Below are 17,554 nucleotides of genomic sequence, written 5' to 3'. Positions count from 1 at the left end.
GGGGCCGGGGCCCCGGTCCCCCCGCCCCCTGACACCCGCCCGCACCGGGCCCCGCCCTCACCGGAGCCCGGTGGGGGCGGGGCCTGTGCCACTGGGGACCCGGTCCCACCGGAGGCCCGCACCCGCCGGGACCCGGCGTCGCCCGGAAACCCACCGCGCGGACGCGCCTCGCGGGACACGTCCGGCGGACCCCGGCCGACTGCGGGGCGTGGGCCCTTCCGTGCGTCTATATTCGTTAGCGCATCTATTTAGAAGTGCTAACCACGCGTACGGGAGGCATCCCCGGCATGAGCGACTCACGGCTCTGGGACGACGTCGACGCCTACTTCACCAGCCATCTCGCACCGGGGGACGACGCCTTGGAGGCCGCCCTGCGGGAGAGCGACGCCGCCGGGCTGCCGCCGGTGGCCGTCACCCCCACCCAGGGCAAGCTCCTCCACCTCCTCGCCCAGGTCCAGGGCGCCCGCACCGTCCTGGAGATCGGCACCCTCGGCGGCTACAGCACCATCTGGCTGGCCCGCGCCCTGCCCGCCGACGGCCGCCTGGTCACCCTGGAGTACAGCGACCGGCACGCCGAGGTCGCCCTCCGCAACATCGCCCGCGCCGGCCTGGACTCCGTCGTCGACGTGCGCGTGGGCCCGGCGCTGGAGTCGCTGCCGAAGCTCGCCGACGAGAACCCGCCGCCCTTCGACCTGGTCTTCATCGACGCCGACAAGGGCAACAACCCGCACTACCTGGAGTGGGCGCTGCGGCTCACCAGCACCGGCAGCCTGATCGTCCTCGACAACGTGGTCCGCGGCGGGCGCGTGGCCGACGCCGGCGACGACGCCGAGGACGTGCGCGGCACCCGCGCCGCCATCGAGATGATCGGCAGCCATCCGCGGCTCAGCGGCACCGCGATCCAGACGGTCGGCAGCAAGGGCCACGACGGCTTCGCGCTGGCCCGCGTCCTGACCTGAGCGGCCGGGCGCGGACGCGGACCCTACGCCTCGTGGTAGAAGCCGACGTTGACGCTGCGCGGCTCGGTGCGGTCCTGGACGACGATCTCGCCGCTGCCGCCCCTGGGCAGCGCGGCGGTGCCGCCGTAGACGAGGGCCTGCGTGTGCGCGCCGACGGTCAGCCGGACCTCCGATGACGGGTCCGGCTGCGAGCCGCGCAGCCAGGTCAGCTGCCAGGTGCCGTCGGGCCCGCAGCGGAACTCCAGGTGCACCCGGGAGACGAACAGCCAGTCGTCCGGCGTCGCCAGCCGGCACACGGACCTGTCCCGGCCCACCCGCAGCACCGCGCCCGGCTCGCTGGGCGCGTCGGCCATCTGCATGCCGGCGGTGGCGCCCGCGTCCGCCGCGGTGACGGCGGCCATGGTCAGTTCGAGCACGTGCGCTCCTTCGGGACGTTCCGGCTGGCAATGGCTTGTTGTCGCCGCCGCATGATAGATCGGCCGGTGACGCGGTGTCCGGCACAATGGGGTCATGACCGAGCGGAAGCCACCCGGCGTCGACTTCGTGTCCTGGGTCGACAAACAGATCCGCGACGCGGACGCGCGCGGCGAGTTCGACCGGTTGCCGGGGGTGGGCAAGCCCCTCCCGAGCGACGTGGAGAGCACGTACGACGAACTGTGGTGGGTCAAGCGGAAGATGGCCCGCGAGGGCCTCTCCGTGCTGCCGCCGACGCTGGCCCTGCGCAAGGAGGCGGAGGACGCGCTGGCGGCGGCGCTGGACGCCCCGACGGAGGGGGCGGCCCGCAGGATCGTCGAGCAGATCAACGTCAAGATCCGCGACGTCATGTTCAAGCCGCCGCCCGGGCCCCCGCTGGGCAAGAAGCCCTACGACGTCGACGAGGTCGTACGGCGGTGGCGGGAGCGCCGGGCGGAGCGGTGACGCGCGTGCCTCACACGTGCATCAGGCGGTCGGCCAGCTCGCGGTAGTCCCGCAGGGCCAGCCGGAGCTGTTCGGTGTCGGTGCTCGTCGCGCGGGTCTCCCCGCCGGTGTCCTGCCACGCGGTGCGCAGGGTGCGGCGGCGGTGCGCGACGGCGTCCGCGAAACGGGCGGCGAGCTCCTCCAGGACGCGGTCGGCCTCCTCGACGGAGGCCCGCGGGGCGTCGACGAACTCCGCCACGGCGTGCTGGAGCCGCTGCCCGAGCCTGTCGCACTCCTCGTGCGGGAGCAGCCCGTGCGCGCCCGCGGCGCCCCCGGCGGCGTCGGTCCGCGGGCCGGGGGTGACGTCGTCGCGGGTGCCGGCGCCGTGGTCGGTGTAGGTGCCGGGCGCCGGGCCCGCACCGCCCGTCGGGCCGGTGCCGTGGTCGGCGTGGGTGCCGGTGCCGTAGGGGGCGGTGCCGTCGTAGGTGCCGGTGCCGCCCGTCGGGCTCGTGCCCGGGGCGGTTCCTCCGCGGGCGTCGGGGGTCTGCGCGTCTCGCTCGACGGGGTCGCCGCCGGGTCGGCGGGTCACGTCGGACATGTGTCTCAACTCTCCTTCGGGCGGTGCTTGCCGAACGACCAGGGCTGGTGCTGCGTGCGGGCCGGCGCGGCCGCGCCGTCGTCCGCCCCGGCACGGTGCCGGCCGCCGTCGTGGCGGGCCGGGCCGAGCAGGTCCTCGAACAGCGCGCGCGCCTCCACGAGGGACGCGCGCATCTCCTCCGTGCCCGCGCCGCCGTCCTGCGCGCCGTCCACCCGGGCGTGGGTCACGCGGTGCACGCGCCGGTAGCCGTCGACGTGGTGGGCGTGGTGCACGGACAGCGCGGCGAGCTGCTCCTCGTACTGTCCGCCGTCCGGGAAGCCGCGGGCGCCGGCCACCTCGGCGATCAGCCGGTCCGCCTCGGCGACCGCCTCGCGCGGGGCGTCGACGAAGCGTTCCTGGACGGCCGTCCAGCGCGCCTCGAACCGCTCGCGCTCGGCCGGGTCCAGCGGCCGCGTGTGCAGCGACCCGTGCCGCTCGACACGCTCGGCCAGTTCGCGCTCGGCGGCCTTGGTGTCGCCGTCGTGCCGGGCCACGGCCCGGTCGTACTCGGGCCCGAAACGCCGCTTCAGGTTCCCGCCGTGCTGGGAGCCCCGCGCACGCGAGGCCAGGACGGCCGCGACGACGAGCACGGCCGCCACGATCACGATCAGAGCGATGATCACGCCTGTGGACATGAGTGCCTTCCGGGTTCTCGGCCCAACCGGCTCTCCGAGCGGCCGGTTCGCCCTCCGTGTTGCCGCGCAGGTGCCCCTCAAACGGCGCGCGGGGAGCGCCGGCGCCGCACCGGTGGGAAAATACGCTCGCGCACCTGACCGACCGGTCCCGACAATGGCGGGTCATGACCTGGACCATCGCCCCGGAACCGTACGACTCCCCCGTCGCCGCCGCCCTGTGGCGCGCGTACTACACGGAGGTCAGCGACCGCTGGTACCTGCTGCACGAGGGCCGGCGCACCGACCCGGACGAGCTGGAGCGGGAGATCGCCGCGCGGTCCGGCGCCGACCTCGCCCCGCCGCGGGGCCGGCTGCTGGTGGCGCGGTACGCCGGTGAGCCGGCCGGCACCGCGGGTGTGCGGCTGCTCGACGGCACCACCGCCGAGCTGACCCGGGTGTTCCTCCGGGAGGACCTGCGCGGCCGGGGCGGCGCCGCGCTGCTCGTCGGAGCCGCCGAGGAGGCCGCACGGGAGCTCGGGGCCGCGCGGATCGTCCTCGACACGCGCGGCGACCTCGTCGAGGCCCGCTCCCTGTACGCGCGGCTCGGCTACACGGAGACCGAGGCGTACAACGACAACCCGTACGCCGAGCACTGGTTCGCCAAGCCGCTGGCCCGGACCGTCGTCTGACGGGGTCGTTCAGCCGGCCCGGGTCAGGGCGCGCCGGTCGTGCGGGCGCTCCCGTTCCGAGCCGCACAGCTCACCGGTGAGTTCCCTCACCAGCCGCACCAGGTCGGTCGGGCGGTCCGGCCCCCACCAGTCGCCCAGGAGTTCGGCCAGGGAGTCCTCGCGGGCCTTCGCCAGGCGTTCGGCGTACTCGCGTCCCCGGTCGGTGAGGACCAGGTCGAGGCCCTGGCGGACGGCGAGGTGCCGTTCCTCCACCTGGCGGGCGGCCGCCATGACGGCGGTCAGCGGCACGGGGCTGCGCTCGGCGAGCACGGCCGGTTCCACCCGGCCGTACTTCCTGACCCGCAGCAGCATCCAGCTCGCCGCGGGCAGCAGGTCGTAGCCCGCCCGCTCGGTGATCCTGCGGTAGATCTCCCGGCGACCTTCGCGGGTGCCGAGCACCGACAGGGCGCGGCACACCTCGTCGTGCGAGGACCGTTCGACCGGGTTGCTGGCGAAGGTCTGGGTGCCGTCGGGCGCCGTGACCGAGCCGCGCAGCCGGTCCTCCTTGAGGAACCAGGCCAGCAGGAAGCCGAGGAGGGCGACGGGGGCGGCGTACAGGAAGACGTCGGTGATGGCGGACGCGTAGGCGTGCAGGGCCTCCGGGCGCAGGGCGGGGGGCAGGGCGCCGATGCCGCGCGGGTCGGCCTCGAGCGAGTCCGCGGAGACGCCGGGCGGCAGCTGCGCGCCGCGGAAGGCGTCGCCGAGCTCGGCGCCGAGGCGGCTCGCGAAGACCGTGCCGAAGACGGCGACGCCGAAGGCCGCGCCGATGGAGCGGAAGAAGGTGGCGCCGGAGGTGGCGACGCCCAGGTCCTCGTAGGGGACGGCGTTCTGCACGATGAGGACGAGGACCTGCATCACCAGGCCGAGGCCCAGGCCGAAGACGAAGAAGTAGACGCTCATCTCGGCGGTCGGGCTGTTCTCGTCGAGCCGGTGCAGCAGGAGCAGGCCGAAGGTGGTGACGGCGGTGCCCGCGACGGGGAACACCTTCCAGCGGCCGGTGCGGCTGACGATCTGCCCGGAGCCGGTCGAGGCCAGCAGGACGCCGACCACCATCGGCAGCATGTGCACACCGGACATGGTCGGGCTGACGCCCTGCACGACCTGGAGGAAGGTGGGCAGGTAGGTCATCGCGCCGAACATCGCGAAGCCGACGACGAAGCTGATGACGGCGGAGAGCGTGAAGGTGCGGACGCGGAAGAGCTTGAGGGGCAGGACGGGCTCGGCGGCCCTGCGCTCCACCGCCACGAACGCGGCGGCCAGGACGACGCTCAGCACCGCCAGGCCGATGATCTGCGGCGACCCCCACGCCCAGGTCGTGCCGCCGAGCGAGGCGACCAGCACCAGGCAGGTGGCGACGGAGGCGATGAGCAGGGTGCCCGGGTAGTCGATGACGTGCCGGGTGGCCCGGCGCGGGATGTGCAGGACCGCCGCGATCACGGCGAGCGCGACGATGCCGACGGGCAGGTTGACGTAGAAGACCCACCGCCAGCTCAGATGCTCGGTGAAGACCCCGCCGAGCAGCGGCCCCAGCACGCTGGTCGCGCCGAAGACGGCACCGAACAGGCCCTGGTAGCGGCCGCGTTCACGGGGGGAGACCAGGTCGCCGACGATCGCCATCGACAGCACCATCAGCCCGCCGCCGCCCAGGCCCTGCAAGGCGCGGAAGGCGATCAGCTGGGGCATGCTCTGCGCGACGCCGCACAGCGCGGAGCCGACCAGGAAGATCCCGATCGCCGTCTGGAACAGCCGCTTGCGGCCGTACTGGTCGCCGAGCTTGCCCCACAGCGGGGTCGCGGCGGTCGCGGCCAGCAGGTACGCGGTGACCACCCAGGACAGGTGCTCCAGTCCGCCCAGGTCGCTGACGATGGTGGGCAGCGCCGTCGACACGATGGTCTGGTCGAGGGCGGCGAGCAGCATGCCGAGGAGCAGGGCGCCGATCGAGACCAGCACGCCGCCGGAGACCTGTTCGCGGTCCTCGGGCCGTACCTGCTCCGTCGCTTCGCGCACATCCGCTGCCATCGATGACCTCCCGGCGCCGTCCCACGGGTGTCGTCACCCATCCTCCATCCTGAACGGTGTGACCGGTTATGGCCTGTTCAGTCCTGCGGGAGGCCGGTGTTCCGGGGGTGCGTGCGCGCATTCGTGAAGAAGATCTGCATAATCTCTGGAGTTCGCGAGGGGAGTCGCGAGGGGAGGGACGAGCGTTGGAGCAGCAGCAGGGGCCCTCGCGGGGGCCTCAGGAGCCGCAGGGGCGGCCCTCGGAGCACGCGTGCCCGGAGTGTGGAGCGCCCAGGGAGGCGGACAACACGCCGTCCTGTGCCTGCGGCCCCCGCGCGGCCGACGCCCTGCGCGACGCGCGTACGGCGCAGGCGGCCGCCGCGGAGGACTTCGATCCGCTGCGGATACGGCCGTACGTCGAGCTGAACGGCACCGGCGAGCCCACGGTGCCGGAGCCGGAGCCGGACGCCACCATGACGCTGCGTGCCGTCGGCGCCGGGCCGTCCGACGCGTCTCCGGCCGCGGGGGCGACCTCCGCGCCGTCGGCGGCCTCCGCCGGTGCGCCCAGCGACCACGACCTGCGCCTGTTCGACGCCTCGGCGGCGGACGACCCGGCCTCCACGGCGCCGCTGGAGCCCGTGCCGGACGGCACCGGTGACCGCCCGCCGCGGGGACGGCGGCGGGGCGTGCTGATCGGCGCCGCCGCCGCGGTCGTGGCCGTGGTGGGGACGGCCGGGTACGCGAGCGGACTGTTCTCCTACGAGTCGCCGTCGCGGGACGGTGCCCTGCCGGACGAGGTCCGGGCGAGCGTCCCGGTCCCGTCGGCCACGGCGTCCTCGACGGCACCGCGGCCGAGCGCCTCGTCCGCCGAACCGGTCGCCACGTCCGCGTCGGCGTCCCCGTCGGCGTCCGCTTCCGCGTCGGCGAGCGAGAGCCCCTCGCCCTCGCCGTCCCCCTCGGCGTCGAGCGCCTCGCCGACACCGTCCCGGTCGCCCGAGCCGACCACGGTCACGCCGAGCGCCCCCGCCTTCGCCCCCGACGACGACGGGGAGGACGGCGACCGCGACGGCGGCGGCACCCTGCACCGCGGCGACCGCGGCGCCGAGGTCACCGAACTCCAGCAGCGCCTGGCCCAGCTGTACCTGTACACGGGCGCCGACGACGGCACGTACGACCGCGAGGTCGAGGACTCGGTCCGCACCTACCAGTGGTCCCGCGGCATCCGCTCCGACGAACTGGGCGTCTACGGCGAGGCCACCCGCCGCATGCTGGAGTCGGAGACCCACCGGCCCTGACGGATCGTGCCGCCAGGGCGGTACGGGTGGGAGATGGGGCCCCGCTCGAGCGGGACCGTGGTCGAGACCGGGAGCGGGGGAGACACCCCGCCCACACCGGACCGTACGTCCCACCCATGCCGAACTGTGCGTCCCACCCGCACCGGACCGCGCGCCCCACCCGCACCCCGGCGCTCGCGCCGGCACCGGGTACCCCGGAACGCTCCCCCTCGGCGCCGGCTTCCGCTCCCGCCCAGAGGCCGGCCGTCAGCCGATGTGCAGCCGCAGCCCCCCGCGCCCGTCGGCCTCCACCCGCACCTGCGTCAGGTCCCGCACCACCACGTCCGGCCCGTGCGCACCGGCCCTCGGTCCGACCCCGACGACGCGCATCCCCGCCGCCCGCCCGGCCGTGATCCCCGCCCCGGAGTCCTCGAAGACGATGCAGTCCGCGGGGTCGACGCCCAGTTCGGCCGCGCCCTTGAGGAACCCCTCCGGATCGGGCTTGCTCGCACCGACCGACTCCGCGGTGACCCGGACGTCCGGCAGGGCCAGCCCGGCGGCGGCCATCCGTGCGGTGGACAGCGCGACGTCGGCGGAGGTCACCAGCGCGTGCGGCAGCCCCCGCAGCGAGGCGAGGAACTCCCGTGCCCCGGGGATCTCCACGACGCCCTCGGTGTCGGCGGTCTCCTCGGCGAGCATCCGCGCGTTGTCGGCGTGGTTCTGCGCCATCGGCCGGTCCGGCAGCAGCAGCGCCATCGAGGCGTAGCCCTGCCGTCCGTGGACGACCTTCATGACCTCGTCGCCGTCCAGTCCGTGCCGGTCGGCCCAGCGCCGCCAGACGCGCTCGACGGCGGCGTCCGAGTTGACGAGGGTGCCGTCCATGTCGAGCAGCAGGGCACGGGCGGGCAGAACGGTGGTGGCCGTCATCGGCAGACTCCAAACACGGGGAGGGGACAAGGCGGCCCCGTCCGCCGGTCAGGGAGAACGGACGGGAGCCACTTTGTTCCTCCACGGTACAAAATGGGACGGGCTCGCGCCACCGCGTCCGGTGGACGTTCACCCGCCGTTCGCCCCTCAGCCGGCGACCGCCTCCCACAGGCTCCACACGCCGAGGCCCAGCATCAGCACCGCCGCGACCTTCGTGATCAGCGCCAGCGGCACCCGCTTCATCAGGGCCTTCCCGCCGACGATGCCGAGCCCGGCCACCGCCCACAGCGCGAGCACGGCGCCCAGGCCGACGGAGAGCGGGTCGTCGTAACGGGCCGCGAGGTTGGCCGTCATGATCTGCGTCAGGTCGCCGAACTCGGCGACCAGGATGAGCATGAAACCCGCCCCGGCGACCTTCCAGAAGGACTGGTCCTCGGGCTTGCGGATCTCCTCCTCCTCGTCGCCCTTCTTCATCAGCAGCACCGCGGCGCCGCCCAGGAACAGCACACCCGTCAGCGCGTGCACGATCTGCTGCGGCAGCAGGGTCAGCACGCTGCCGGCCGCGACCGCGAGCACGACGTGCAGCAGGAACGCGGCGGCCACGCCGGCGAAGACGTACGAGGCCCGGTAGCGGGTGCCGAGGACGAGGCCGGCGAGCGCGGTCTTGTCCGGCAGCTCGGCGAGGAAGACGACGCCGAAGACGAGCGCCGTCACGGTCAGGCTGATCAAGGAATCCTCTATCGGTCGGGGCCGCCCCACCGAGAGTGCTGGTCCTGCGCGAACGACACCTCGGCACGGCAGCACACGGTCGCCCCCGCCGTACGGCGCGGGCGTGCACTGCTTGCCGAAGGTCTCGCTGGCGGCCCCGTGAGCGGGGTCCGCCTCCGGGCGCCGGCTCAGACGAGCTGAGCAGTATGTCGACGGTCCGGCGAAGAGCTACTCCCCTTCTGCACCGCCCATCGTACGCGAACCCCCACACCCCTTCGAGGGGCGAAAATCCCGTCGCGCTCATAGACGTGCCATGCACACGTCACTAGCTTCTTACCGGCCGCACATCTGTGCGCCATGCGGCGCCGCGAGCATTCCCCCGCTCGCGCCCGAAACCCCCACACCCCGAGGGAGTTCGCATGCCCAGGTTCTACGCGCGTCGACGTCTCGCCGTGCTCACCGCGCTCACCGGTCTCATAGCCTCCGCCGGGCTGTTCAACGGCCCGGCCGCCTCCGCCGCCCTGCCCACCCCGGTGAGCGCCGCCACCGCCCGCTCCTACCTCGCCTCCCTCACCGTGGCCACCGAGAACCGCACCGGCTACGACCGCGACCTCTTCCCGCACTGGATCACCCAGTCGGGCACCTGCAACACCCGCGAGACGGTCCTCAAGCGCGACGGCTCGGGCGTCGTCACCGACTCCGCGTGCGCCGCCACCCGGGGCAGCTGGTACTCCCCCTACGACGGCGCCACCTGGACCGCCGCCTCCGACCTCGACATCGAACACCTGGTCCCGCTCGCCGAGGCCTGGGACTCCGGCGCGAGCGGCTGGACGACCTCCCGGCGCCAGGCGTTCGCCAACGACCTGACCCGCCCGCAGCTCCTCGCCGTCACCGACAACGTCAACCAGGCCAAGGGCGACCAGGACCCGGCCACCTGGATGCCCTCCCGCACCGCCTACCGGTGCACCTACGTGCGCGCGTGGGTGCAGGTGAAGTACTACTACGGCCTCTCCGTCGACTCCGCCGAGAAGTCGGCGCTGCAGAACCAGCTCGCAGGCTGCTGAGGCTGCTCGCGGCTTCGGCGCGGACACTCCCCCACACCCTCCGTCGTTCCGTACCGTACGGGGCGACGGAGGAGGGATCGCCATGGCGGGACTGCGCCTGGGACCACTGCTGAGGTACAACGACGGATCGTCCGCGACGGTCTGGGCCGAGACGAGCCGCCCCTGCACCGCCGAGGTGCGCTGCGCCGACGGCGCGGAGGGCACGGCCCGCACGTTCCAGATCGCGGGCCACCACTACGTCCTGGTCCCGGTGACCGGCCTGACGCCCGGGACGGCGACGGAGTACGAGGTGCTGCTCGACGGCGCCCGCGTGTGGCCGCCGCCCGACTCCCGCTTCCCGCCCCCGGTGATCGCCACGCCCGCCGCCGAGGAGGGCCTGCGCGTCGCCTTCGGCTCCTGTCGCTGGGCCGCGCCGCCGGCCGGCGGCAAGGACCCGGTGGGACCGGACGCCCTGGACACCCTGGCGGCCCGCATCGCGGCCGACCCCGGGGGCGCGCGGCCCGACGTGCTGCTGCTGCTCGGCGACCAGGTGTACGCCGACGAGGTCTCCGACGCGACCCGCCGCTGGATCGCCGGGCGCCGCGACCTGGCGGAGTCCCCGGGCGGCCAGGTCGCGGACTACGCGGAGTACACCCGGCTCTACGACGAGTCGTGGAGCGACCCGGAGGTGCGCTGGCTGCTGTCCACCGTGCCCTCGTGCATGGTCTTCGACGACCACGACGTGATCGACGACTGGAACACCTCCGCTGCCTGGGTCGCCGACATGCGGGCCACCGACTGGTGGCGCGAGCGGATCCTGAGCGGTCTGATGTCGTACTGGGTGTACCAGCACCTGGGGAACCTCTCCCCGGCCGAACTGGCCGCCGACCCGCTCTACGCGGCCGTCCGCGCGGCCCCCGACGGCACCGACGCGCTGCGCGACTTCGCCGCCCGGGCCGACGCCGACCCGGCCTCCGTGCGCTGGAGCTACCGGCGCGACTTCGGCCGCGTGCGACTGGTGATGGTGGACTCCCGCGCCGCCCGGGTCCTGGCCGAGGACCGGCGCGCGATGCTCGACCCGGGCGAGGCCGCCTGGCTGCGCGAGCAGGTGCTGGACGGGCGGGGCGACGACGAGGACGCCGCCTACGACCACCTCCTCATCGGCACCTCCCTGCCCTGGCTGCTGCCCCACCTGGTGCACGACCTCGAGGCCTGGAACGCCTCGGTGTGCGGCGGCGAGCGGGGCGCCCGCTGGGCGCGGCTCGGGGAGCGGATCAGACGCGGGGCGGACCTGGAGCACTGGCCGGCCTTCCCGGCCTCCTTCGACGCGCTCGCCGATCTGATCGCCGAGGCCGGGACGGGGCCGGGGGCGCCCGCGACGGTGAACGTGCTGTCGGGGGACGTCCACCACGCCTATGTGGCCGAGCCGTCCTGGCCGGGCCGGGGGCCCGACGCCCGGGTCGCGCAGCTGACCTGCTCCCCCGTGCACAACTCGGTCCCGCTCTCGATGCGGCTCGGCTTCCGCTTCGGCTGGAGCGCCCCGGCGCGTGCCCTCGGGCGGCGCATCGCCCGGCACGGGCGCTGTGCGCCGCCGGCGGTCTCCTGGCGCAGGACCGGCGGGCCCTGGTTCGGCAACCAGCTCATGACGCTGACCCTGCGGGGGCGGTCGGCGCGGCTGCGGCTGGAACAGGCCCGGACGGACCGGGACGGGGCGACCTCCCTGCGGACGGTCACGGACCGGGAGCTGGCGTAGCCGCGTCCCGGCTCAGGAACCGGCGTGGCCGCGTCCGGGCTCGAGAACCGGCGTGGCCGCGTCCGGGCTCGGGACACGCTTCCGGCCGGAGACGCGTTTCAGGCTTGGGGTGGAGGCGGAGCGGGGTATGAATTGAGTCACGCTCAAGGATCGCTTCACAAGCATGGGAGCGCTCCCACCTGGTCTCGGAGCGGCGAGAAGCAGGTGACCACACGTCAGGCTATGGCCAAATGTTGAACTTGCAAGTACTGATTAGGCTCACCTAACGTGGGCAGCCCACTCGGTTCCGTCCCCACCGGCCCACGAGCCGGTCCGACCGAAGGAGCACCCCCCACATGTCCGGACGCCTCGACAGTGCCCAGCCCTACGTCCTCGGCCTGTTCCGCATAGTCGTCGGTCTGCTCTTCGCCTGCCACGGCGCCGCCTCCCTCTTCGGCGTGCTCGGCGGCGCCTCGGGAAGTGGCGGCACGCTGGAGGCCGGCACCTGGCCGGGCTGGTACGCCGCCGTGATCCAGCTCGTCGCCGGCACCCTCGTCCTGCTGGGCCTCGGCACGCGCGCCGCCGCGGTCATCGCCTCGGGCTCCATGGCGTACGCCTACTTCCGGGTGCACCAGCCGGAGGCCCTGTGGCCGATGGAGAACGGCGGCGAGGCCTCCGCCATGTTCTGCTGGGCCTTCCTGCTGCTGGCCTTCACCGGTTCCGGCGCCTTCGGCCTGGACCGCGTCCTGGCCCGGCGCACGTCCGAGCCGGAGGAGCAGGCCGCGGAGCAGACGCCCGTCGCGGCCTGAGCCGACCGGGCGGCGCCCACCTCGTACGGGGCGTTCACCCGGCCGCCGCGGACGTGCGGCGGCCGGGTGAACGCCCCGTGTCGTGCCCGCGAGCCCCCTGTGAACCCCCTGTCACACCCCGGGCGTACGCTGTATGGCTGTCATCGACCGCTCCTGCCGTCTCCCCGCGTACCGCGGCACGGTCCGGTCCACGGGGGCTTCACGGGAGTGTGCGGTGGTCGAGGGTTTCGGGAATGTCGCGGCGCTGGTCAGCAGCCCGTGGATCTATGTGCTGGTGGCCCTCTCGGTGCTCTTCGACGTCGTCCTGCCAGTCCTGCCGAGCGGCGTGCTGGTGATCACGGCGGCCACGGCGGCGGCCGCGGGTTCGGGTGCGGCGGCGGCCGGACGGGTGCCGCACGACGTCCCCGACATCCTGGTCCTCCTGCTGTGCGCCACGACCGCCTCCGTCCTCGGCGACCTGGTGGTCTACCGCCTGGCCTGGCGCGGCGGGGCCCGTCTGGACCGTGCGATCGCCCGGTCCCGCCGGCTGTCCACGGCGCAGCAGCGTCTCGGCGGGGCGCTCGCCCGCAGCGGGGGCGCCCGGGGCGCGCTCGTCGTCCTGGCCCGCTTCGCCCCGGCCGGCCGCTCGGTCGTGTCCCTCGTCGCCGGAGCCGCCCACCGCAAGATCCGCGAGTTCCTGCCCTGGTCCGCCCTCGCCGGACTGTCCTGGGCCGCCTACAGCGTCGCCCTCGGCTACTTCGGCGGCCAGTGGCTCGGCGCGAGCTGGCTGGCGACGGGGGTGTCCCTGCTCGCGCTGTTCGGCGCGGGGGCGGGCGCGGCGTACCTGATGCGCCGCCAGCCGCAGGCCGGCGAGGCATCCTAGGACCGGTCACGGCGGCGTCATCCCGCCCGGCGCACTCCGACCCCTCCCCGTACCTCCAGGCCCTCCAGCAGGTCGACCGTGGCGGCGGCGACGGCGTCCACGGCCCGGTCGAAGACCTCCCGGTTGTGCGCGGCCGGCGCCCGGAACCCGGACACCTTGCGCACGTACTGGAGGGCGGCGGCCCTGATCTCGTCCCCGGTGGCCTCCTCGGCCAGCGCGGGCGGGCGAAGCGTCTTGATGCTGCGGCACATGGCTCCAGTCTCCCCCCGGTCCCGGCACGTGCGGCACCCGCGGCCGGGCCACTCGTTCGCGTGAACCACCGAAGGGAACGCACACTTCAAAATCGAACAGTCGTATCATTGGGGGGTGGCTACGACCTATGACTTCCCCAGTGACCTCCTCGCCGGTCAGGAGGAACTGCATCAGGTCCGGGCCGAGTTGTCGGCCCTGTTGAAGAGGCTCCCCTGGTCCGTCGAGCCGCTGGACGGCTTCAGCGACGACAACGGCTGGCGCAAGGTCGAGCGCCCCGCCTCGCCCGGCTGGTCGGAGGACGAGCAGGCCGAGGTGGACAAGCTCCGGCAGCGCGAGCGCGAGCTCGCCGTCTTCGTCAGCACCCACCGCTACTGGACCGAGATCACCGGCCCCGACCGCGTGGACGCGCGCACACGGCTGAAGCACGCGCACGAGACCCGGCCGGAGCAGGACGACGCCCCCTAGGACCTGTTGCGAAAGCGGCAGGCACACACGAGAGGCCCCCGGAGATCTCCGGGGGCCTCTCGGCCGGCGCTGACGCCGGTCCTGGTGGGCGCGGACGGTTTCGAACCGCCGACATCCTGCTTGTAAGGCAGGCGCTCTACCCCTGAGCTACGCACCCGGGACGAGTCGACAGCCTACATGGCCGGGGGCCCCGTCCGGCAAACGCGTCACAGGCCGCATCCACGGCCGGGGGTTACCCCCACCCCGGATCCGGGAGCGGCCCGGATTCCGCCGGGAGCCGCCTCTCCGTACGGTCGGGGGACCTCGCCGCGCCGGGGCCCGCGCCACGGGTCCGCCCCGCGGCACCTCGTCGTCCGTCCTTGGGGGAAACCGACATGTCCCGCCGCATCCTTCCGGTCCGAGCACTCGCCGCCGCCGGCACCGTCGCCGTCCTCGTCGCGGGGCTCGCCGCCTGCTCCTCCGCCGAGGACGACAAGGACCCCGACCACCGGGCCTTCGCCCTCCAGGGCACCACCCTCACCGTCGACGCCGACGACTCCGCGCTGGAGATCGTCGCCGCCGACGGCAACGCCTCCGGAAAGGTCGACGTGACCCGGTGGTTCAAGGGCTCGGTCACCCTCGGCTCCGGCCCCGAGGTGACCTGGAGCATGGACGGCGACCGGCTGAAGCTGCGGACCCGCTGCTCCGGCCTGGTCGCCGACTGCGCCACCAAGCACCGCGTGGAGGTGCCCCGCGGCATCACCGTCACGGTGCGGACCGACGACGGCAGCGTCCGGGCGCAGGGTTTCCGGGACGCGCTGGACATCCGCACGGCGGACGGGTCCGTGCACGTCAGCGACACCACCGGGCCGCTGGCACTGCGCAGCGACGACGGATCGCTGCGCGCGGAGGTCTCCTCGCGCCGGGTGGACGCCACCACCAAGGACGGCTCGGTCCACCTCGAACTCGGGGCCGTGCCCGACCTGGTGGAGACCCGCAGCGACGACGGCTCCGTCACCGTCGACCTGCCCCGGGCCACGTACAAGGTGTCCGCCGACAGCGACGACGGGGCGGTCGACGTGTCCGTGCCCCGGGACGGCGCGAGCTCCCACGTGGTGAACGCACGGACCCAGGACGGCGAAGTCACGGTCCGAACCGCGAACTGACCAGCCCGTGTGTTCGTCTCTTACGGGTGGGAGAATGAACCCGGGCAGGACGGACGACACGGGAGAGGGATGTGACGGCGACACCATCGCAGCCGCACTCGCCGATGGTGCCGCGCGCGCCGCGCCTGCCGCACCGGTCCCCGCGGCGCCGCCCGCCCGGCGCGCTCCGTGACACGCTGACCCTGCTGGGCCTGCCGCTGCTCGCCGCGCTCGCCCTGCCCGCCGCGTTCGCCGGCGGCGGCACCCGGCGCTGGTTCGGCGGCCGGGCCGAGAGCCAGCGGGCCGAGGCGCAGGCCGCGAAGGACGCCGCCGCCGCGGCCTTCTACGAGCTGGACACCGCCCAGCGGGACCTGCGGATCTCGATCGAGACGATCGCGGCCGTCGACTCCTCCCCCGCCGCCCGGCGCGCCGTCGACCACTTCGCGGCGCTGGGCCGGCGCATCGACGAGGCCAGCGGCCGGTACATCAACGCCGTCGACGCCCACGACCTGGACCGGGACGACCTGGAGGCGTCGGCCGCCTCCCGTGCCCGCGCCGAACTGACCGCCGCCAAGGACGAACTGGGCCGGGTCAAGCAGGAACTGGACCGCTTCGCCGACGGGCTCGGCCCGCTGCTCGGCAAGGCCGAGACCCAGCTGGCCCGGCTCGCCCCCGCCGTCGAGCGCGCCCGGCAGACCCTGCTCGCCGCCTCCGACGCCCTGGACGCCGCACGGGGCGCCGGGCTGAAGGCCGACGACCTCGCCGCCCGCCTCGCCGACCTGGGCCCGGAGCTGACCCGGCTGAACCAGGGCGCCGGACAGCACGGCGTACCGCAGACCCTGGAGCGGGCCGAGCGGGTCACCCGGGAGGCCGGGGCGGTCCGTGCCGAGGCCGAACGGCTGCCCGAGCGGGCCACCGAGACCGACCACCGGCTGGTGTCCCTGCGCACCCGCGCCCAGGCCCTGACCACCCGCGCCGGGCAGGTCGAGCCGGTACTGAGCGAGCTGCGGCGGCGGTTCACGGCCGCCTGCTGGCAGGACCTGCAGCACGTGCCCGACCACGCCGCCGAAACGGTCCGGCAGGCCGAGGACAAGCTGGCCGAGGCGCAGCGTGCCCGCGACGAGCAGCGCTGGCCCGACGCCACCGCCCTGCTGTCGACGGTCCGGGCCCTGCTGAACAGCACCGACGAGGCCGTCTCCGCCGCCGGCGACCGGCTGCGGCAGCTGAACGCCGTGCAGAAGGACCCGCAGCAGGAGATCGAACGCACCCGGTTCGCGATCCGCGACGCCCAGCGGCTCGCCATGGCGGGCCGCAACACCCCCGACCCCCGGCACGCGCGTCCCCTGGACGACGCCGTGGCCCGGCTGGAACGGGCGATCCTCACGCTGGAGGGCCGGCACCCCGACTACTGGCACTTCCTGACGGAGACGGACGCGGTCCGCCGGACGGTCGCCGACGTGGTGACGCACATCCGCGAGGAACGGGGAAGCGGGCACTGAGACCGGCTTCCGCCGCCGGGTCCGGCCGCCCGGGAGCGCCGGTTAACCTGTGCGCATGCCTCGCTACGAGTACCGCTGCCGCAGCTGCGGCGACACCTTCGAACTGAGCCGTCCCATGGCCGAGTCCTCCGCCCCCGCGCCCTGCCCCGCGGGCCACGACGACACGGTGAAGCTGCTGTCGACGGTCGCCGTCGGCGGCTCGGCCTCCGCCCCGGCCCCGGCGCCCCGCGCGGACGGCGGAGGCGGCGGCGGCTGCTGCGGCGGAGGCTGCTGCGGCTGACCGGTGACGCCGGGGCGCCCAGGGCCGCCCCGGCTGCTCAGGATCTCTTCAGGTTCGCCCGCCTAGCGTGGAGACATGGCAGTCATCGCGGCGCAGGCGACGGGCGGCGCGCCCCAGTGGATCAGCGACCTGATGAACACCCTCGGCGCGCCCGGGGCCGGGCTGGCCGTCGCCCTGGAGAACCTCTTCCCGCCGATCCCCAGCGAGGTCATCCTGCCGCTGGCGGGCTTCGCGGCCAGCACCGGCGGCATGAACCTGGCCGCCGCGCTCGTGTGGACCATCGCCGGTTCGGTGGTGGGCGCCCTCGCGCTGTACGGCATCGGGGCGCTGCTCGGCCGGGAGCGGACCGTCGCCGTGGCGGCCCGGCTGCCGCTGGTGAAGGTCTCGGACGTCGAACGGACGGAGGAGTGGTTCCGCCGGCACGGCACGAAGGCCGTGTTCTTCGGCCGGATGCTCCCCGTCTTCCGCTCCCTGATCTCCGTCCCGGCGGGCGTGGAACGCATGCCCCTGCCGGTGTTCACGGCGCTGACCACCGCGGGCAGCGCGATCTGGAACACGGTGTTCGTGCTCGCGGGCTACTTCCTCGGCGACAACTGGCACCGGGTCAGCACCGTCGTCTCCGCGTACTCCAAGGTCGTGCTCGCCGCCGCCGCGCTGGCCGTGGTGGCCTTCGTGATCCTGCGGCTGCTGCGTCCGGGCCGCGGCAACCGCCGCAGGGCCGACCGGCGGTGAGCGGCGCCGGACGC

20 protein-coding genes and 1 tRNA gene are annotated in these 17,554 nt (G+C 74.4%); 13 read left to right on the top strand and 8 right to left on the bottom strand.

Translation table 11 applies throughout. From position 1 onward, the window contains the following. Nucleotides 1–287: 287 nt before the first annotated feature. Nucleotides 288–959, top strand: a complete 672-nt coding sequence (locus tag JHAT_RS00585) for an O-methyltransferase (RefSeq protein ID WP_077795992.1) — start codon at nucleotides 288–290, stop codon at nucleotides 957–959. Between the two features lie 23 nt (nucleotides 960–982). Here JHAT_RS00585 and JHAT_RS00580 read toward each other — a convergent pair whose 3' ends face one another. Then, complete coding sequence (locus JHAT_RS00580) at nucleotides 983–1,375, bottom strand: FHA domain-containing protein (RefSeq protein WP_077795991.1); 393 nt, start codon at nucleotides 1,373–1,375, stop codon at nucleotides 983–985. Nucleotides 1,376–1,469: 94 nt separating this feature from the next. Between JHAT_RS00580 and JHAT_RS00575 the strand changes: the two genes are divergently transcribed. Next, nucleotides 1,470–1,877, top strand: a complete 408-nt coding sequence (locus JHAT_RS00575; RefSeq protein WP_077795990.1) for a DUF1992 domain-containing protein — start codon at nucleotides 1,470–1,472, stop codon at nucleotides 1,875–1,877. Nucleotides 1,878–1,887: 10 nt separating this feature from the next. Here JHAT_RS00575 and JHAT_RS33580 read toward each other — a convergent pair whose 3' ends face one another. After that, nucleotides 1,888–2,454, bottom strand: a complete 567-nt coding sequence (locus JHAT_RS33580; protein ID WP_107481782.1) for a hypothetical protein — start codon at nucleotides 2,452–2,454, stop codon at nucleotides 1,888–1,890. A 5-nt stretch (nucleotides 2,455–2,459) separates the two neighbouring features. Beyond that, a complete protein-coding gene (locus tag JHAT_RS00565) occupies nucleotides 2,460–3,128 on the bottom strand; it encodes a hypothetical protein (protein WP_077795989.1) in 669 nt (222 codons plus the stop codon). Between the two features lie 164 nt (nucleotides 3,129–3,292). On the opposite strand from JHAT_RS00565, the gene JHAT_RS00560 reads away from it, so the two are divergent. After that, entirely contained in the window at nucleotides 3,293–3,796 is a 504-nt protein-coding gene (locus JHAT_RS00560) for a GNAT family N-acetyltransferase (protein ID WP_077795988.1), read from the top strand. Nucleotides 3,797–3,805: 9 nt separating this feature from the next. On the opposite strand, the gene JHAT_RS00555 is transcribed toward JHAT_RS00560, so the two are convergent. Continuing rightward, nucleotides 3,806–5,854, bottom strand: coding sequence for an MFS transporter (locus JHAT_RS00555; RefSeq protein WP_077795987.1), 2,049 nt, complete (start codon nucleotides 5,852–5,854; stop codon nucleotides 3,806–3,808). Nucleotides 5,855–6,039: 185 nt separating this feature from the next. Between JHAT_RS00555 and JHAT_RS00550 the strand changes: the two genes are divergently transcribed. Then, a complete protein-coding gene (locus JHAT_RS00550) occupies nucleotides 6,040–7,128 on the top strand; it encodes a peptidoglycan-binding protein (protein WP_253195358.1) in 1,089 nt (362 codons plus the stop codon). A gap of 246 nt (nucleotides 7,129–7,374) precedes the next feature. On the opposite strand, the gene JHAT_RS00545 is transcribed toward JHAT_RS00550, so the two are convergent. Further along, the gene (locus JHAT_RS00545) at nucleotides 7,375–8,034 is read right to left on the bottom strand and encodes an HAD family hydrolase (RefSeq protein ID WP_077795985.1); all 660 of its coding nucleotides are present in this window, start codon (nucleotides 8,032–8,034) and stop codon (nucleotides 7,375–7,377) included. A gap of 147 nt (nucleotides 8,035–8,181) precedes the next feature. Further along, nucleotides 8,182–8,763 (bottom strand): TMEM165/GDT1 family protein, encoded by a 582-nt coding sequence (locus JHAT_RS00540; protein ID WP_077795984.1) that lies wholly within the window; start codon nucleotides 8,761–8,763, stop codon nucleotides 8,182–8,184. Nucleotides 8,764–9,161: 398 nt separating this feature from the next. On the opposite strand from JHAT_RS00540, the gene JHAT_RS00535 reads away from it, so the two are divergent. From JHAT_RS00535 to JHAT_RS00520, 4 genes are all read left to right on the top strand, one after another. Further along, a complete protein-coding gene (locus tag JHAT_RS00535) occupies nucleotides 9,162–9,806 on the top strand; it encodes an HNH endonuclease family protein (RefSeq protein WP_077795983.1) in 645 nt (214 codons plus the stop codon). 82 nt (nucleotides 9,807–9,888) lie between these two features. Continuing rightward, the gene (locus JHAT_RS00530) at nucleotides 9,889–11,538 is read left to right on the top strand and encodes an alkaline phosphatase D family protein (RefSeq protein WP_077795982.1); all 1,650 of its coding nucleotides are present in this window, start codon (nucleotides 9,889–9,891) and stop codon (nucleotides 11,536–11,538) included. 335 nt (nucleotides 11,539–11,873) lie between these two features. Further along, nucleotides 11,874–12,326, top strand: coding sequence for a DoxX family protein (locus JHAT_RS00525; RefSeq protein ID WP_077795981.1), 453 nt, complete (start codon nucleotides 11,874–11,876; stop codon nucleotides 12,324–12,326). A gap of 214 nt (nucleotides 12,327–12,540) precedes the next feature. Further along, nucleotides 12,541–13,188 carry a DedA family protein gene (locus JHAT_RS00520; RefSeq protein ID WP_077795980.1) on the top strand — a complete coding sequence of 216 codons (648 nt, stop codon included), beginning with the start codon at nucleotides 12,541–12,543 and terminating at the stop codon, nucleotides 13,186–13,188. Nucleotides 13,189–13,205: 17 nt separating this feature from the next. Here JHAT_RS00520 and JHAT_RS00515 read toward each other — a convergent pair whose 3' ends face one another. Next, nucleotides 13,206–13,439: a DUF2277 domain-containing protein gene (locus JHAT_RS00515; protein WP_077795979.1), complete on the bottom strand. Its 234-nt coding sequence runs from the start codon at nucleotides 13,437–13,439 to the stop codon at nucleotides 13,206–13,208. Between the two features lie 115 nt (nucleotides 13,440–13,554). On the opposite strand from JHAT_RS00515, the gene JHAT_RS00510 reads away from it, so the two are divergent. Next, nucleotides 13,555–13,905, top strand: a complete 351-nt coding sequence (locus JHAT_RS00510; protein ID WP_077795978.1) for a hypothetical protein — start codon at nucleotides 13,555–13,557, stop codon at nucleotides 13,903–13,905. A gap of 82 nt (nucleotides 13,906–13,987) precedes the next feature. Here JHAT_RS00510 and JHAT_RS00505 read toward each other — a convergent pair. Beyond that, nucleotides 13,988–14,062 (bottom strand) — tRNA-Val (locus JHAT_RS00505). A 217-nt stretch (nucleotides 14,063–14,279) separates the two neighbouring features. Here JHAT_RS00505 and JHAT_RS00500 point away from each other — a divergent pair. The 4 genes from JHAT_RS00500 to JHAT_RS00485 all read left to right on the top strand — a co-directional run bounded on the left by JHAT_RS00500 (nucleotide 14,280) and on the right by JHAT_RS00485 (nucleotide 17,540). Then, nucleotides 14,280–15,050, top strand: a complete 771-nt coding sequence (locus tag JHAT_RS00500; RefSeq protein ID WP_077795977.1) for a DUF4097 family beta strand repeat-containing protein — start codon at nucleotides 14,280–14,282, stop codon at nucleotides 15,048–15,050. A 71-nt stretch (nucleotides 15,051–15,121) separates the two neighbouring features. After that, nucleotides 15,122–16,528 carry a hypothetical protein gene (locus JHAT_RS00495; protein ID WP_077795976.1) on the top strand — a complete coding sequence of 469 codons (1,407 nt, stop codon included), beginning with the start codon at nucleotides 15,122–15,124 and terminating at the stop codon, nucleotides 16,526–16,528. Between the two features lie 55 nt (nucleotides 16,529–16,583). Next, nucleotides 16,584–16,808 (top strand): zinc ribbon domain-containing protein, encoded by a 225-nt coding sequence (locus tag JHAT_RS00490; RefSeq protein ID WP_077795975.1) that lies wholly within the window; start codon nucleotides 16,584–16,586, stop codon nucleotides 16,806–16,808. A 75-nt stretch (nucleotides 16,809–16,883) separates the two neighbouring features. Beyond that, nucleotides 16,884–17,540: a DedA family protein gene (locus tag JHAT_RS00485; protein ID WP_077795974.1), complete on the top strand. Its 657-nt coding sequence runs from the start codon at nucleotides 16,884–16,886 to the stop codon at nucleotides 17,538–17,540. Nucleotides 17,541–17,554: the final 14 nt, after the last annotated feature.

This window comes from Streptomyces sp. JHA26 (assembly GCF_002005565.1).
Classification (GTDB): domain Bacteria; phylum Actinomycetota; class Actinomycetes; order Streptomycetales; family Streptomycetaceae; genus Streptomyces.
This window is presented reverse-complemented; position numbering and strand designations above follow the sequence as displayed.